Source organism: Agrococcus sp. SGAir0287 (assembly GCF_005484985.1).
GTDB lineage: Bacteria > Actinomycetota > Actinomycetes > Actinomycetales > Microbacteriaceae > Agrococcus.
On sequence record NZ_CP027942.1, the window covers coordinates 1,905,412 to 1,919,918 of the forward strand.

A 14,507-nucleotide genomic window follows, 5' to 3' on the forward strand; every position below is an offset into this window, starting at 1 on the left:
CAGCCCCGCGCGGCGCGCGGGGCCGACATGGTCTTGTGTCGGTCGGTCGAGGCGCGAGGCCTACTGGAACTGGCCGATCTGCAGGAAGTTCAGGATGCCGCCGACGTCGACGAGCGGGCCCTGCACGAGCGGTCCCTCGATGAGCGCCGCCTGCGGCGTCGGAGTGGAGGTGGAGTACGAGCCCACGGAGTACGACGCGTCCGAGGCCATGGCGGCGGGTCCGCCGATGGCGACGCCACCGATGGCCAGCGCAGCCGTCATGGCTGCGGCGCTCATGGTCCGAGTGGTCTTCTTCATGGGATGTCCCTCCTGAGCCTGCGTGCCCGCTCCGGGCACTGCTGGTCGTTCGGGACGGCTCCGGCCGCGGGTTGGACGGCGCCCGAGCCCGGGCGCGGCGGACCTTGAGCCTGGCTCAGGTTCCGCCGCGCCGCTGCCGCATCCTCGCGTCAGCCGATGGCAGCCTCCGCCGCGACGCCGCCGATGGGCTCGCGCGTCATCTCGACGCGCGCCGCCTGCATCTGCTCGGCCATGTGCTCGAGCACGCGCACCACCTGCGACGAGTAGCCGTACTCGTTGTCGTACCAGACGTAGACGACGAGGTGGCGGCCGGAGGCGATCGTCGCGAGGCCGTCGACGATGCCCGCCCGGTTGTTGCCCACGAAGTCGGTCGAGACGACCTCGGGCGAGTCGACGAAGTCGATCTGCGTGCGCAGGCGCCCCTTGAGCGACGCGCGGCGCAGCAGCTCGTTGACCTGGTCGCGCTCCACGGCCGTCTCGAGCGTGAGGTTGAGGATCGCCATCGACACGTCGGGCGTCGGCACGCGGATCGCGTTGCCCGTCAGGCGACCCTCGAGCTCCGGCAGCGCCTTCGCGACGGCCTTCGCAGCGCCGGTCTCGGTGAGCACCATGTTGAGCGCCGCCGAGCGGCCGCGACGGTCGCCCTTGTGGAAGTTGTCGATGAGGTTCTGGTCGTTCGTGTACGAGTGCACCGTCTCGACGTGGCCGTGCTCGACGCCGTACGCGTCGTGCAGCACCTTGAGCACGGGGGTGATGGCGTTCGTCGTGCACGACGCCGCCGTGACGATCCGGTCGTCGGCGGCGATCATGTCGTGGTTGATGCCGTACACGACGTTCTTCAGCGGGCTCTTGCCCGGTGCCGTGAGCAGGACGCGCGCGACGCCCTTCGACTGCAGGTGCAACGACAGCCCCGCCTCGTCGCGCCAGCGGCCCGTGTTGTCGACGACGATCGCGTCGCGGATGCCGTGGGCCTCGTAGTCGACGGTCGCCGGGTCGTCGGAGTGGATGACCTGGATGAGCGTGCCGTTCGCGAGGATCGTCGACGCCTCGTGGTCGACCTGGATCGTGCCCTCGAAGGGGCCGTGCACCGAGTCGCGGCGCAGCAGGTTCGCGCGCTTGTCGAGGTCGTTCGCCCCGCTCGAGCGCACGACGATCGCGCGCAGGCGCAGGCCGAGGCCGTTGCCCGCGTGGCCGACGAGGATGCGGGCGAGCAGGCGACCGATGCGGCCGAAGCCGTAGAGCACGACGTCGGTCGGCTCCTGGTGCTCCCACGAGCGCAGCGATCCGATGGCGTCGCGCACGTACGCCTCGAGGTCGGCCACGTCATCGGGGGCGCCGTCGAGCAGCCGACCGAGGTCGAGCGAGATGCCCTGCACGCGCAGCTCGTCGGCGACCTGCAGCGCGAGCAGCGAGTGCGCGACGTCGAGCTCCACGTCGCTCACGCGACGAGCCCAGCGGTGCGCACGCAGCACCTCGATCGCCGAACGGTTGATGATCTTGCGACCGTGCACGTGCGGGATGACGTTCCGCTCGCGATAGAGCCTGCCGATGAGGGGGATGGCGGACTCCGCCATCGCCACGCGCTCCAACCATGCGTCCTGAGACCGCTGCACTGCGTCCGTCACTCGCTCTTCGCTCCTCGCGACCACGTGGGGTCGATGTCCATCGCGGCGGATCTCGCCGCGATCCCATCCTTTCGCTGGAGCGCGAGATCGAGGGCGGCTTCCGGGCGCTCAGGCGGGCGACGCTTGCCCGAGCGTCAAGAAGCGGCCTTCTTGCCGGCGGCGGCGACGCGATCGATCCGCAGCAGCAGCGCGTCGAGGCTCACGAGCGCGACGCGTCGCCCGCCGCGCGCAGCGACGCCGCCCTCCACGGCGGAGGGCGACGTCGTCGAAGCGAGCGCGCGTCAGGAGACGTAGGCCTTGCCGAGGCGCCAGTAGCCCGTGAACGTCACGTTCGCCTTGTCGACGCCGCGGTGCTTCACGAGGTGGCGTCGCGCGCCGGTCGCGAGCGACTGCTCCCCCGCCGCATACGCGTAGCCGAGGTCGGCGGGCAGGTCGAGGTCGGCGAGCGCGCGCAGGCCGGCCTGGCCCTCGCGCTCGGCGCCCCGGTGGATCCAATGCACCTCGACGCCCTCGGGCTCGCCGAGGTCCTGCACGTCGTCGAGGTGACCGACCTCGATGACGGCGACGCCGCGCGTCGCGCGGTCGATCGAGCCGCAGACGCCGGCGATGGCGGGGATGACCGACTCGTCGCCGACCATGAGCACGTCGCCCTCGGCACCCTCGTCGTTGTAGAGCAGGCCCTCGTCGAGCAGCGCGGCGCGCTCGCCGACTTTCGCGTCGAGCGACCACTGCGCGCCAGGGCCCGGGTCCTCGTGCACGACGAAGTCGATGTCGAGCTCCCCCGCGTCGCGGCGGAACGAGCGCACGGTGTAGTTGCGGATGAAGGGGCGCTTGGCCTCCGACATCAGCAGGTACTGCGGGAACCACTGCTTGGGGCTCGTGGGCACCTGCAGCGCGTCCTGGCCGGGACGGCGCATGAAGAAGCGGAACCACTGGTCGTAGCCCTGCGGCGTCATGTTCGCCACGTCCTCGCCACCGAGCGTGATGCGACGCAGGTGCGGCGAGAGCTGCTGGGCGCCGAGCACCTCGAGCTCGATGAAGCGCGGTGCGACGGCGGCGACGCGGGCGGGTCCGGCCATGCGGGAGCTCCTTCGTGCAGCGCTCGCTGCGGGAGGGGTGGGCGGTAAGGCAACCCTCACCTTAGTCGACCGCCTGCGCCGCGTCGACCCCGAGCCGCGATGCACGAGGGAATACGATGGAGTCCTGCAGCGCTGCACGGCCCTGTCCCCCGCACCATCCGGAGACCCCTCCCATGCAGCAGCTCACCCCGACGCGTCGCGTCCTCGCGCTCGTCGCCCTCGCCCTCGGCGGCTTCGGCATCGGCACGACCGAGTTCGCCTCCATGGGCCTGCTGCCGCTCATCGGCGACGAGCTCGTGCCCGGATTCGTGCAGAACCCCGAGCGCGGCATCCAGACCGCCGGCTGGCTCATCTCGGCCTACGCGCTCGGCGTCGTCGTCGGCGCGCCCGCGATCGCGGTGCTCGCGGCGCGCATGTCGCAGACGCGCCTCGTGCTCATCCTCGCCGCCGCCTTCACGGTCGCGAACCTCTCGAGCGCGCTCATGCCGACGTTCGAGCTCACGATGCTCTCGCGCTTCGTGTCGGGCCTGCCGCACGGTGCCTACTTCGGCGTCGCGTCGCTGCTCGCCGCCCGCATCATGGGTCCGGGCAGGCAGGGCGCAGGCGTCGCGCTGGCGCTGTCGGGCCTCACGATCGCGAACGTCATCGGCGTGCCGCTGGGCACCTACCTCGGCCAGACGGCGGGATGGCGCTGGTCGTACGTGGCGATCGCCGGCATCTTCGCCATCACGCTGCTGCTCGCCTTCCGCACGCTGCCGCAGGTCGCGGGCAACCCCGAGCGCGACCCGCTGCGCGAGCTCTCGGCGCTGCGCAGCGGTCGGCTCTGGCTCATGCTCGCCGTCGGCGCGGTCGGGTTCGGCGGCTTCTTCGCCATCTACTCGTACATCGCCGAGACCGTCACGCGCGTCGCCATGCTCCCCGCATCCACGGTGCCGTGGGTCCTCGCCACGGTCGGCATCGGCATGACGATCGGCAACGTGCTCGGCGGGCTTCTCGGCGACAAGGCCCTCATCCCCACGATGCTCGGCGGCTTCATCACCGTCATCCCCGTCATGGGCGCCTACTCGGCGTTCGGCGGCCACCCCGTCGCGCTGTTCGTGCTCGCGTTCCTCATCGGCCTCACGACCTCCACGCTCGTGCCGTCGATCCAGTCGCGCATCATCCAGATCGCGGGCGACGCCCAGCTGCTGGGCGCCGCGATGAACCACGCGGCGTTCAACGTCGGCAACAGCCTCGGTGCCGCGGTCGGCGGCGCCGTCATCGGCGCAGGCCTCGGCTACCTCGCGCCCGGCTGGGTGGGCGTGCTGCTCGCGACGGCCGGCTTCGGCCTCGCGATCGTCAGCGTGTCGCTCGACCGGCGGCAGGCCTCGCTCCGTCGTCTCGAGACGCACGAGCAGCGCGTCGTCGAGCCCGTCTGAGCGCCCCCGGCGGCGCCCGGCCGAGCCGGCATCCCCCGACACGACGCGCCGCCGTGGCCTCGCGGCGAGCCCGTGCGTAGGCTCGATCGCATGCAGGGCATCGCGACGGACGTCGACCTCGAGGTCGACGACGCCGCGCTGACCTCGACCGACGGCGACTGGGTCACGGTCGTCTGGGACGACCCGGTGAACCTCATGACGTACGTCACGTACGTCTTCCGCACGTACTTCGGGTTCGACGAGGCGAAGGCCGAGCGGCTCATGCTGCAGGTGCACACGAAGGGGCGCGCCGTCGTCTCGGTCGGCGGGCGGGAGCAGCAGGAGCTGCATGTCTCGGCGATGCACGGCTACGGCCTCCTCGCGACCCTGGAGCGGGTCGAATGAGGCCCTGGCGCCGCGACGGCGACGCGCTCGTGCTCGAGCTCACGCACGACGAGGCCACGATGCTGACGCGGCTCGTGTCCCAGGTGCGGCAGGTGTTCGTCGCCGTGCGCGACGGCGAGGCCGACCGCGCCGATCCCGTCGTCGAGCGGCTCTTCCCCGCCGCGTACGAGGACGAGGAGCTCGCGGAGGAGTTCCGCAGGCTCACCGCCGACGACCAGGCCGCGCTGCGGCTCGACCGGCAGCGGGCGATGGCCCGCGACCTCGCGGCGCACGACACGACCGACGACGAGCGCGTCCGCGTCGCAGTGCCAGAGGCGTCGGTGGATGCGTGGCTCGCGGGCATCGGCGACATCCGCCTCGTCCTCCACACGCGCGTGCAGCAGGGTCCGACGAGCCATCTCGACCTCAGCGTCGAGGATCTCGCGCAGTTCCAGGCGGTCGTCGACTGGCTCGGCTACGCGCAAGGCAGCCTCGTCGAGGCCGTCGTCTCGGAGTGATCGCATGACGTCGCCGCAGCTCTCGCACGATCGGCTGCTCGAGCTCGAGCACTCGGGCTGGGAGTCGCTGCGTCTCGGGGTGGGTCACGAGTTCTACGGCGGGCGGATGGCGCCCGACGCGCTCATGGTGCTCGCGCACGGCGTCGCGCTCGACCGCGACGCCGTCGTCGAGAGCCTCGACGGCGCGGCGCCGTGGGATCGCTACGACATCGAGAACGTGCGGCACGTGCCCCTCGGCGAGGATGCCGCCGCGCTCGTCTACCGAGCGACGGCGACGCGCGGCGACGCGCCCGCGTTCCACGCGCTCATGACGAGCGTCTACCGGCTGGTCGACGACGTGCCGCTGCTCGTGCTGTACCAGCAGACGCCCATCCCCGACGACGACTAGGCGCCGGGGCGGTCGCGCACCAGTCGCGGCAGCAGCCGCACGAGCACGACGAGCACCACGAGCTCGACGACGGTCTGCGTGACGACGGCCGGCGCCGCGGGCGCATTGGAGCGCTCGTACTCTCGCAAGCCGACGCTCGCATGAATCACGGACGGACACTCTCTCGAAGCCCGCCGCCGGCTGTACGCGGCGGCGCGACTAGCGATCAAAGATACGGACGGTAACTGCTAGCGATTCCTCACTCGCTTTCCGCGCGAGATCAGCCTCGAGCGCACGGGGGTTCCGCAACTTCCCATCGTGGTCAAACACTAGGCAGACCAGGTGACGCACGTCGCGACGGCCAGAGTATCGATCGCGATCCACCAGGAGCTCCTCGCCAAGCGTCTTGTCCGACATGGTGTCGCGAGCAAATTTCAACTCGATCGCCAACTCAATCTCGGGGATCACAAAATCGATACGGCTCGATGCGCCGGCATAGGAAGGCGTGTAATCCTCCGGTCGAATGTCCTCAAAAAAGACACGCAGTAGGGAACGGAACAGGTCTTGGGCGTCATGCTCGTCGCTCACCTCGAGCGTCGGCCGGTTCCCATGTCGATGCTTCAGTTCCCTCTCGACGTACAAGAACTTCTCGCCGAGATCGAGGACAACCCTGACAGCATCCAGCCTCTCCCCGGCATACTCCAATGTTCCAACGGAGTTCAAAGTCTGAAGTCTGCCTTCAAAGAGGTCGACGGCCGCCTTGGCAAGCAGCGACGACTTAGCTGAGGCTGATCGCTCGCACAATCCGTGATCGCCCTCACCGAAGGCCCGAGCCTCTTCCTTGCCGTCCGAGAAGTGAGCCATGAAGTACCCGTTAAGTGTGCAGAGGCTGCGCAACTTGGGATGGTTAGCAAACCCGCTCCCATATCGGGCTTCGATGGCCGAGTCCAGATCGAGCAATCGATCCCGCGCAAACGAAGTTGGCGCATCCTCGTTGAACAGGTAGCGGTAACGAGTGACCAACGCCTCGAATCCGTAAGTCGCGTTGTCCATGTTCCAGTGGACCCACCAGGTGTCGGCATGCGCCCGCACGTACTCGAAGAACCGACGCAGCAAGTCCTTCTCTCGCTCGAGGGCGTCATCATGCGCAAGCGCGCCGGCTATCGAAAAGACTCGGCCCGACTGACCACCAGTGCTGTCGTGCACCTCCGTGACCGCGATAGCACTGATGGCAACCGGGCGGTCCGTAACGTCATAGAAGCTCTCACACGAGTAGTGGATGGCAGCGACGCGGTCTCCGCGCGCCAGCGCATCCCGCATCTGGCGGACGAGGTCCTGAGTGCTCACCTCAACTCCTCAAAACTGTTGGAAGACCCGCTCGGGTAGAAGTACTGCTGTCAGGGGCCCGCCGCTCAGTGAACCACAACCAGTGTCGAGTGCGATCAGGTGGTCAGACAGATGCGGCGTTCCGTCCGGCTGGACGTAATGCCCCACCACCGCGAGAGGTCGCGGCGGCTCGACACCGACACAAAAGATCTCGGGCGCCGACGCCGTAAGGGCTCCAGGATTGCGGTCGCCTGGTCGGCCGGTGTCCCAACCGGCATGACTCACGAACGTCGAATCGTCTTCGAAGAACAGGTGCAAACTGCGAAGAAACTTCAGGTGCGCGTCAGGGAACTCCTCGCGGAAAACTTCGAGCGGATTGCCCAGGCTTCGTGCCCCCAGGTAACTACGAACGGTGGCAAGCCCCCCGTTTGCAAGAAACTGCTGGGGTTGGCCGCCTGCAAGGAAATTCATCAGATCAATCTCGTGATTGCCGGCGAGGAGCGTGAGGCTGTCGCCCCGCGACGACTTCTCGGATGAGGGTCTCGATCACTTCCTTGCTTGCAGGTCCGCGGTCGATGTAGTCGCCCACGAGCACCACACGTCTGTCCTTGAAGTTGGCGGCCCAACTGAGTGCAAGGCGGAGAGGCTCGACGCAACCATGCACGTCGCCGACAACGATCAGACCCACCTAAACGCCCTAGAACGGTGGGAGCGTCAGCGCCGAGTAATCGAGCTCTCTGCCGCCTGAGAGTACGGAAGTGAACATGACCGTGAGGTCAGGGCGATTCGAGTGCAGCGCCGCGTACCCGATGACGGAGCCCACGTCATTCCTCTTCACGGCAGTCAGCCGTCCAAGCTCTCCATAGATCAGGGAGATAGCCTCGGGCCCCCACTCACCACGTCGCCGGTCACGCATCAGTGCATGCAGCTCCGCTCGATTTGAAGTGAGGGAGTCGAGGTCGAAGTTCGGAAGACCACGCTCGACAGAGTCAACGTAAAGGGCCGTGCGAAGCAAGTAGATACCTAGTCCGCCAAGAGCAGCCGCATGACGAGCGAAGTCGAGCGCGCTTGGGTCGAGCACTCCGGAGACGATCCTCAACTGCTCTCGAACGGACCGGTAGTCCCGCGGCGGTCTGTACTTGTTCAAAACATCGGAGAGAATCCGATCGGGATCCTGCAAGACGATTCCGTCTTGCTTCAGATGAGTCACAAACAAGCTGCCGTTGAGCGCAAGTGACTCGAGAGCCGCTGGCGTGTACTGCGTGACATTGACGAACCCATTCGACGACGCGCGAGGCGCCGATCGCACAAGTTCCAGAACGTCAACATCGGACTCATTCCGCGCTGTCCCCCGAGCCTGGCTCCCGTAGAGCAAGAGGCCCAGCCGCCAGGACGCGCTTGGGCCAAGTGCCGCCTCGACACACTCTTGCACCCTCGTCAGGTCCATTCCCCCGCCTTCGACTGCTTCGTATTGTCGCAGGCGCCGCCGACTAAGCGTTGAACCTCAGACCAAGGGGCGTGAGGACTTGCCGGCACGCGGGTGCAGTAGGGACCGACGAATCACCTCAACCTGAGCGAGGGGACCTCGCGCACCTCCAAGCGGTCGTCGACTGGCTCGGCTACGCGCAGGGCAGCCTCGTCGAGGCCGTCGTCGCGGACTGAGCCTCAGCGCTCGCACACCAGTCGCGGCAGCAGCCGCACGAGCACGACGAGCACCACGAGCTCGACGACGGTCTGCGCGACGACGGCAGGGGCGGCGAGCGCGAGGGCCGGCGGCAGCGCGAGGGCCACGGGCAGCACGACGAGCGAGTTGCGCGCGACGCCGCTCAGCACGACCGCGCGGGCGTCGGCGACGCCGAGCCGAGCGACGCGGGAGACGAGGATGCCGGCAGCCACCATGAGCGCCGCGAACCCGACGTAGACGGGCACGAGCGCGACGAGGTCGTCGGCCGAGGCAAGGATGCGCCGCGCCTGCGACGCCGCGACGACGACGAGCACGAGGGCCGTGACGGGCACGACGGTCCCGACCGCGCGCGACGCGGCGCGGTCGACGACCGGCGCGCGGCGACCCACGAGCCGGATCGCCGCTGCGATCGCGAGCGGCAGCAGCACGAGCAGGCCGAACGCTGCGGCGAGTCGACCGACGTCGAGCGCGGCGACGACCTCCTGCCCCGCGGTGATGCCGAGCAGCGGCGGCAGCAGCACGACCTGCACGACCATGAGCACGGGCGTCGCCGCGAGGAGGCCCGCGTGCGCGCCGCGTGCGAGCGCCGTGAACACGACGACGTAGTCGACGCACGGCGCGAGCAGCACGAGCAGGGCGCCCGCGACGAGGCCGGCATCGTGGCTCACGAGCCGCGTGAGCGCGAACGCGACGACGGGCGCGACGACGAACGACGTCACGAGCAGCGTCGCGAGCAGCCGCCAGTGCCGCAACCCCTCGACGAGCGCGCCGAACGGCACGCCCAGGAAGGTCACGAGCAGCATGAGCGCGATCGCCGAGTCGACGATCGTCTCGAGCGCGTGTGCGCCCGGCCAGGCGACGCCGAGCGCGAACCCGAGCGCGACGGCGCCGAGCAGGATGGGCGCCTGGTGCCGCTCGAGCCGGTCGGCGAGCGACGATGGCTCGCGGTCGGTCACGGGCTCGACGCTAGCGCGCGGAGTGTCGCTCACCGAGGAGGCATGTGCACCATGCACGTGCGTCCTCGCTCAGGAGCACGTCGAGCGCTGCTCAGCGCTCCCCCGTGCCGAACCCGTCCCGCTGCGATCGCTCGTCGAGCGACTCGAGCTCCTCGAAGAGCGTGACCTGCAGGTCGGCGGGCGCCTGCAACCGTGCGTTGAGCGAGCGCCATGGCGTCTCGCGCGGCGTCGCGAGCACCTCGGCACCCGCATCCTCCAGCACCGACGTCGTCGCGGCGGCGTCGTCGACCTCGAACGCGAGGCGGATGCGCGGGCTCGTCACGCCGTCGGTCTCGACGGCATCGATCGCGCGCACGTGCGACGGGTTTGCGAGCTCGAGCGTCGCCCGCCCCGCCTCGAGGATGACGACGCGCTCGTCGCCCTCCCCCACGTACGCGGCCTGCTCCGGCAGCCCGAGCGCGTCTCGGAAGAACGCGACGGCGGCGTCGTGGTCGTCGGCCTCGACGACGATGCGCAGCTGACGGACGGTCGGACGGGCTGCCTCGCTCATGCTCGATGCAACGATCGCTACTTCATGACTGTTCCCCATCCGACCGAGGCGACGGTATGTTTCAGAAATGTCTGACGAGCAGTCTGCCAACATCGACAGGCCGACCCAGGAAAATGGCGTGCTTGAGCAGTTGCTGGAACGGGCCAAGCAAGCAGATATCAAGGTTGAAGTCCGCGACCTGCCTGGCACGAAGGAACGCCGCCGAAACACTTTCGCGATGGTCTACCTGCCGAACGGTCGCCATGAGCGACGAGTCCTTGCCTTCCCGTCGTCTTTCCAGTCGCTCCTCGACGAACACTTCGAAGATTTCGTAGTGCTGGGCGACTACGTTGCGGTCGTTTCAAAGTCGACGGGGGCTATCGAAGCAGCTCTGACGGCCCGCAGCCCGGCGGGCAGGAACATCGTCGCTCATCAGCTACGCCGGCTCCCCGGCATTGTCAAGAATGGCGAGAGCGATCCCGAGGTTGCTCTGCCCCTCGATCAGGACGACGCCGGTCTCTCACGAGCATCATCGCTAGACGACTGGAGTCTGAGCGTCAGCAACGAAGGCGTATCCGTAACCCTTTCGGCAGCAACGAAAGCCTTCAGCACCCTCTTCGACCCCGGCCCGACTGTCAAGGTCACCGGAGTAGTTACCTCCGACCACGACACCGCACTGGAAGCCCTGGAACGCTACGCCAACGGGTTCGTTTTCGATCTCGATGTCGTCTATGGGGTGCCGGTGCAGATTGCGCGAAAGTCACTTGCGAGTCGGCAACGGCGCCAGGAAGCTCCCGAACATCCGCCCGCGTTCCCGAGAAACCACTACGCGGCGCAGGCACTTGAGCTGTATCAGTACGGCCGCTCAGCGAGCGGGCTGCCTCTGCTTGAGTACCTCGCGTACTACCAGGCGATCGAGCACTTCTTCCCGTTTTTCGCGCGAGAGCAGACGGTAAACGCGGTGCGTACCCAATTGCTTCATCCCGGCTTTGACGCGCGCGATGACGCTGCCCTGTACAAACTCATCAATCTGGCTGGTCCCGGTGGGCGCAGCGGTCCCGGCGAGAAGGAGCAGCTCCGAGCAACGGTTCGAGCGTGCGTGGAAGAAGCAGATCTCAAGGATTTCATTCAGTCCCTGCCGGAGTACACCGATCACTTCTGCTCTAAGCAGCAGTCGGTGAAGGGGATCGGAGTCATCAACATCGACAACTCCAATGATCTGAGAGACCAAGTCGCAGATCGCATCTACGCGCTTCGGTGTCGAATCGTCCATGCAAAGCAAGACGGTGGAGGGCACGCCGACGTCTTGTTGCCGTCCAGCCGCGAGACGGAGTCACTACAGGCGGACGTCGAGCTTGTAAGACTCGTCGCCCAGCGCGCATTGATTGCAAGAGCTGCTCGGGTGTAGGGCAAACGACCGCCCGCCCGCGCCGATTCCGCGTCCGTCCGCGAGCGGTGGGAGGATCGCAGGATGAAGATCCTCTCGATCCAGTCGTCGGTCGCCTACGGCCACGTCGGCAACTCGGCCGCCGTGTTCCCGCTGCAGCGACTGGGGCACGAGGTCTGGCCCGTCTCGACGGTCGTGTTCTCGAACCACACCGGCTACGGCGCGTGGCGCGGCCCGCTGCTGCCCGCATCCGACGTCGCCGACGTCATCCTCGGCATCGAGGAGCGGGGCGCGCTCGCGCGCGTCGACGCCGTCCTGTCCGGCTACCTCGGCGGCGAGGCGATCGTCGACGTCGTCGTCGACGCCGTGCAGCGCACGAAGGCGCTCAACCCGAAGGCGACGTACACGTGCGACCCCGTCATGGGCAATGCCAAGTCCGGGTGCTTCGTCGCACCGGCGATCCCGCCGCTGATCCGCGAGCGCGTCATCCCGCACGCCGACATCATCGCGCCGAACCAGTTCGAGCTCGGCTTCCTCACGCACACGGAGCCGGCGACGCTCGACGAGACGCTCGAGTCGGTCGAGCGCGCCCGCGACATGGGCCCGCGCACGGTGCTCGTGACGAGCGTCGAGCGTCCCGACCGCCCCGAGGGCACGATCGAGATGCTCGCGGTCGACGACGAGGGTGCGTGGATCGTGCAGACGCCCTTCCTGCCCTTCAAGGCGAACGGCTCCGGCGACGTGACGGCCGCGCTCTTCACGGCGCACTACCGCACGTCGGGCTCGGCATGGGATGCGCTCGAGGCCACGGTGTCGAGCGTGTTCGACCTGCTGCAGACGACGCTCGACTCGGGCGAGCGCGAGCTGCAGCTCGTCGAGGCGCAGGAGGCGTACGCCCACCCGCGCCGGCAGTTCCAGGTGCGCCAGGTCCGCTGAGCACGCGACGATGACGGATCCCACGACGGCGGTGCGACGCGCGTACGAGACGCGCGCCGACGCGTGGGATGCCGCCATGGGCATGGTCGAGGGATGGCTCGATGAGCGCGCCGACGCGCTGCTCGCCGACGCCGATCGCATGCGCCTCGTCGTCATGCCGGGACGCATCAAGGAGGAGGCGCGCACCGTCGACCGCCTCACGCGCGCCGCGACCGAGATCGCGCTGGCCGAGGTCACGGTCGAGCAGGTCGAGGAGCTCGTGCGCGACGTCGTCGGCGTGAAGGTGCTGTGCAAGTCGACGCGCGACCAGGCGCTCATGGCCGACGACGTCGCCCGCGCGCTCGAGCCCGGCATCCATCTCGTCGAGATGCGCGACTACGTCGCCGAGCCGAAGCCCTCCGGATACCGCGCCGTGCACGCGCTGCTCGACGTCGACGTCACGACGCCCGAGGGCACGACCGTCGTCGCCGTCGAGGTGCAGATCAAGACGCGCGTGCAGGATGCGTGGGGCGAGCTCACCCACGAGGACCTCTACAAGCCCGGCGGCGGGCTGCGACCGAGCGACTTCCACCGATCCGTGGGCCGCACGATGGCCAACCTGCTCGCCGAGGTCGACCGGCTCGCCGACGACCTCGCACGCGAGTTCGACGTCGCGACGGCCGAGCCGGCGTCGGAGGGCGCGCGAGCGGCGGTCGGCCGCATCCCGATCCGCACGGTCGTCGTGCGCTCGACGGGCCCGCGCTACGCGCTGGCGGTCGACGACGAGGGCCGTCAGGGCCTCATCCCCGCCTTCGCCGTCCGCGCGCTGGCCCCGACCGAGGGGCACGTCGACGTCGATGCGTTCGTGCCCGAGGGCGCGACGCTCGAGGCGCGCGTCTTCGAGGACGAGCGCGGCCTCTACTACCTCCCGGTGGCCCTGCCGCACGTCGCCCGAGACTGATCGCGCCCGCGGCTCGCTCGCGGTTCCCGCTCCGCTGCCACTCGACCGCTCCACTCACCCGCTCCTCGAGGAGCGAGCGAAGCGAGCCTCGAAGCAAGCCCACCGAGCCTTTCCGCCGCTCCCACCCGACCGCTCCCCTGCAACCGCTCCTTGAGGTGCGAGCGAAGCGAGCCTCGAAAGGAGCCCACCGCTCCGACCCGACCACCGCTCGAGCACCAAGCCCGCCGCGCCCTCCCCCACGCGCGCCGTCCGAGGCTCCGCCTAGCATCGGCAGCGATGGCCACTCCCAAGCCGCGCGCGACCGGCTACGACGAGCGCTTCCTCGGCGTCCGCGTGCCTGCGCCGACGCCCCTCGACGATCCGAGCGCTCCGGTGCTCGACTCGACCCACTTCACGGTGACGATGAGCCGCGAACGCCGCCTCGCCTGGTCGGTCGCCTGGTCGATCGACGGGCTGCGACTCTTCCCCGACATCCCGCGCGAGCGACGCTTCTTCCCCGACGACCGCCTGCCGCTCGACGAGCAGACCACGGAGGCCGTCTACGCCGACAACGACCTCGACCGCGGGCATCTCGCACGCCGCGCCGACCTGCTGTGGGGCACGCTCGACGAGGCGCGCGCCGCGAATCGCGACTCCTTCTGCTTCACGAACGTCTCGCCGCAGACGGCCGACTTCAACCAGGCGAGCCGCGGCGGCGCATGGGGCGAGCTCGAGCACGCGGTGCTCGACCTCGACCGGCTGCACGAGCGCCGCGTCGTCGTCTTCGCGGGCCCGGTGCTGCAGCCCGACGACCCCTGGTACCGCGACCTCGTGCGGCTGCCGCGCGAGCACTGGAAGATCGTGGTCTACCGGCTCGGCGACGCCATCCGCGCCCGGGCGTTCCTGCTCGCGCAGGATCTCTCCGACGTGCAGCCCGCCTACCTCGACGGGTTCCAGACGTACGAGGTCTCGCTCGACGACCTCGCCGCGCGCACGCGGCTCGACCTCTCCGGCATCCCGGTCGGCGCGAGATCGCGCGGCAGCACCGCCGTGCCGGCGACGCCGCGCGCGATCACGAGCGTCGACGACGTCGACTGGTGAGC

18 protein-coding genes are annotated in these 14,507 nt (G+C 68.9%); 8 read left to right on the forward strand and 10 right to left on the reverse strand.

The window, feature by feature from the left end; genetic code table 11:
- Nucleotides 1-60: 60 nt before the first annotated feature.
- The 3 genes from C1N71_RS09055 to C1N71_RS09065 all read right to left on the reverse strand — a co-directional run bounded on the left by C1N71_RS09055 (nt 61) and on the right by C1N71_RS09065 (nt 3,001).
- A complete protein-coding gene (locus C1N71_RS09055) occupies nt 61-276 on the reverse strand; it encodes a hypothetical protein (RefSeq protein WP_137756091.1) in 216 nt (71 codons plus the stop codon).
- Between the two features lie 170 nt (nt 277-446).
- Nucleotides 447-1,871, reverse strand: a complete 1,425-nt coding sequence (locus tag C1N71_RS09060) for a glyceraldehyde-3-phosphate dehydrogenase (RefSeq protein ID WP_254677964.1) — start codon at nt 1,869-1,871, stop codon at nt 447-449.
- Between the two features lie 332 nt (nt 1,872-2,203).
- Nucleotides 2,204-3,001: a siderophore-interacting protein gene (locus tag C1N71_RS09065; RefSeq protein ID WP_137756093.1), complete on the reverse strand. Its 798-nt coding sequence runs from the start codon at nt 2,999-3,001 to the stop codon at nt 2,204-2,206.
- A gap of 173 nt (nt 3,002-3,174) precedes the next feature.
- Between C1N71_RS09065 and C1N71_RS09070 the strand changes: the two genes are divergently transcribed.
- The 4 genes from C1N71_RS09070 to C1N71_RS09085 all read left to right on the forward strand — a co-directional run bounded on the left by C1N71_RS09070 (nt 3,175) and on the right by C1N71_RS09085 (nt 5,688).
- Nucleotides 3,175-4,419: an MFS transporter gene (locus C1N71_RS09070; RefSeq protein WP_137756094.1), complete on the forward strand. Its 1,245-nt coding sequence runs from the start codon at nt 3,175-3,177 to the stop codon at nt 4,417-4,419.
- 90 nt (nt 4,420-4,509) lie between these two features.
- Nucleotides 4,510-4,803 carry an ATP-dependent Clp protease adapter ClpS gene (gene clpS / locus C1N71_RS09075; RefSeq protein ID WP_137756095.1) on the forward strand — a complete coding sequence of 98 codons (294 nt, stop codon included), beginning with the start codon at nt 4,510-4,512 and terminating at the stop codon, nt 4,801-4,803.
- Nucleotides 4,800-5,300, forward strand: a complete 501-nt coding sequence (locus C1N71_RS09080) for a DUF2017 family protein (RefSeq protein WP_137756096.1) — start codon at nt 4,800-4,802, stop codon at nt 5,298-5,300. The genes clpS and C1N71_RS09080 overlap by 4 nt, the downstream gene beginning before the upstream one ends.
- A gap of 4 nt (nt 5,301-5,304) precedes the next feature.
- The gene (locus C1N71_RS09085; RefSeq protein ID WP_137756097.1) at nt 5,305-5,688 is read left to right on the forward strand and encodes a nuclear transport factor 2 family protein; all 384 of its coding nucleotides are present in this window, start codon (nt 5,305-5,307) and stop codon (nt 5,686-5,688) included.
- On the opposite strand, the gene C1N71_RS15450 is transcribed toward C1N71_RS09085, so the two are convergent.
- From C1N71_RS15450 to C1N71_RS09115, 7 genes are all read right to left on the reverse strand, one after another.
- Nucleotides 5,685-5,816 carry a hypothetical protein gene (locus C1N71_RS15450; protein ID WP_302630598.1) on the reverse strand — a complete coding sequence of 44 codons (132 nt, stop codon included), beginning with the start codon at nt 5,814-5,816 and terminating at the stop codon, nt 5,685-5,687. The genes C1N71_RS09085 and C1N71_RS15450 overlap by 4 nt on opposite strands.
- Before the next feature lie 70 nt (nt 5,817-5,886).
- Nucleotides 5,887-7,014 carry a hypothetical protein gene (locus C1N71_RS09090; RefSeq protein WP_137756098.1) on the reverse strand — a complete coding sequence of 376 codons (1,128 nt, stop codon included), beginning with the start codon at nt 7,012-7,014 and terminating at the stop codon, nt 5,887-5,889.
- 9 nt (nt 7,015-7,023) lie between these two features.
- Nucleotides 7,024-7,464: a hypothetical protein gene (locus tag C1N71_RS09095; RefSeq protein ID WP_137756099.1), complete on the reverse strand. Its 441-nt coding sequence runs from the start codon at nt 7,462-7,464 to the stop codon at nt 7,024-7,026.
- A 4-nt stretch (nt 7,465-7,468) separates the two neighbouring features.
- Nucleotides 7,469-7,681: a metallophosphoesterase gene (locus tag C1N71_RS15505; RefSeq protein ID WP_137756100.1), complete on the reverse strand. Its 213-nt coding sequence runs from the start codon at nt 7,679-7,681 to the stop codon at nt 7,469-7,471.
- A gap of 9 nt (nt 7,682-7,690) precedes the next feature.
- Entirely contained in the window at nt 7,691-8,440 is a 750-nt protein-coding gene (locus C1N71_RS09105) for a nucleotidyltransferase domain-containing protein (protein WP_137756101.1), read from the reverse strand.
- A 218-nt stretch (nt 8,441-8,658) separates the two neighbouring features.
- Nucleotides 8,659-9,633, reverse strand: a complete 975-nt coding sequence (locus C1N71_RS09110) for a bile acid:sodium symporter (protein WP_137756102.1) — start codon at nt 9,631-9,633, stop codon at nt 8,659-8,661.
- 91 nt (nt 9,634-9,724) lie between these two features.
- Nucleotides 9,725-10,183 (reverse strand): VOC family protein, encoded by a 459-nt coding sequence (locus C1N71_RS09115; RefSeq protein WP_137756103.1) that lies wholly within the window; start codon nt 10,181-10,183, stop codon nt 9,725-9,727.
- Between the two features lie 67 nt (nt 10,184-10,250).
- On the opposite strand from C1N71_RS09115, the gene C1N71_RS09120 reads away from it, so the two are divergent.
- From C1N71_RS09120 to C1N71_RS09135, 4 genes are all read left to right on the forward strand, one after another.
- The gene (locus tag C1N71_RS09120; protein ID WP_137756104.1) at nt 10,251-11,570 is read left to right on the forward strand and encodes a hypothetical protein; all 1,320 of its coding nucleotides are present in this window, start codon (nt 10,251-10,253) and stop codon (nt 11,568-11,570) included.
- A gap of 63 nt (nt 11,571-11,633) precedes the next feature.
- Entirely contained in the window at nt 11,634-12,485 is an 852-nt protein-coding gene (gene pdxY, locus C1N71_RS09125; protein WP_137756105.1) for a pyridoxal kinase PdxY, read from the forward strand.
- A 10-nt stretch (nt 12,486-12,495) separates the two neighbouring features.
- A complete protein-coding gene (locus C1N71_RS09130; RefSeq protein WP_137756106.1) occupies nt 12,496-13,425 on the forward strand; it encodes a GTP pyrophosphokinase in 930 nt (309 codons plus the stop codon).
- A gap of 276 nt (nt 13,426-13,701) precedes the next feature.
- Nucleotides 13,702-14,505 carry a DNA/RNA non-specific endonuclease gene (locus C1N71_RS09135; RefSeq protein WP_137756107.1) on the forward strand — a complete coding sequence of 268 codons (804 nt, stop codon included), beginning with the start codon at nt 13,702-13,704 and terminating at the stop codon, nt 14,503-14,505.
- The last annotated feature ends 2 nt before the right edge of the window (nt 14,506-14,507 follow it).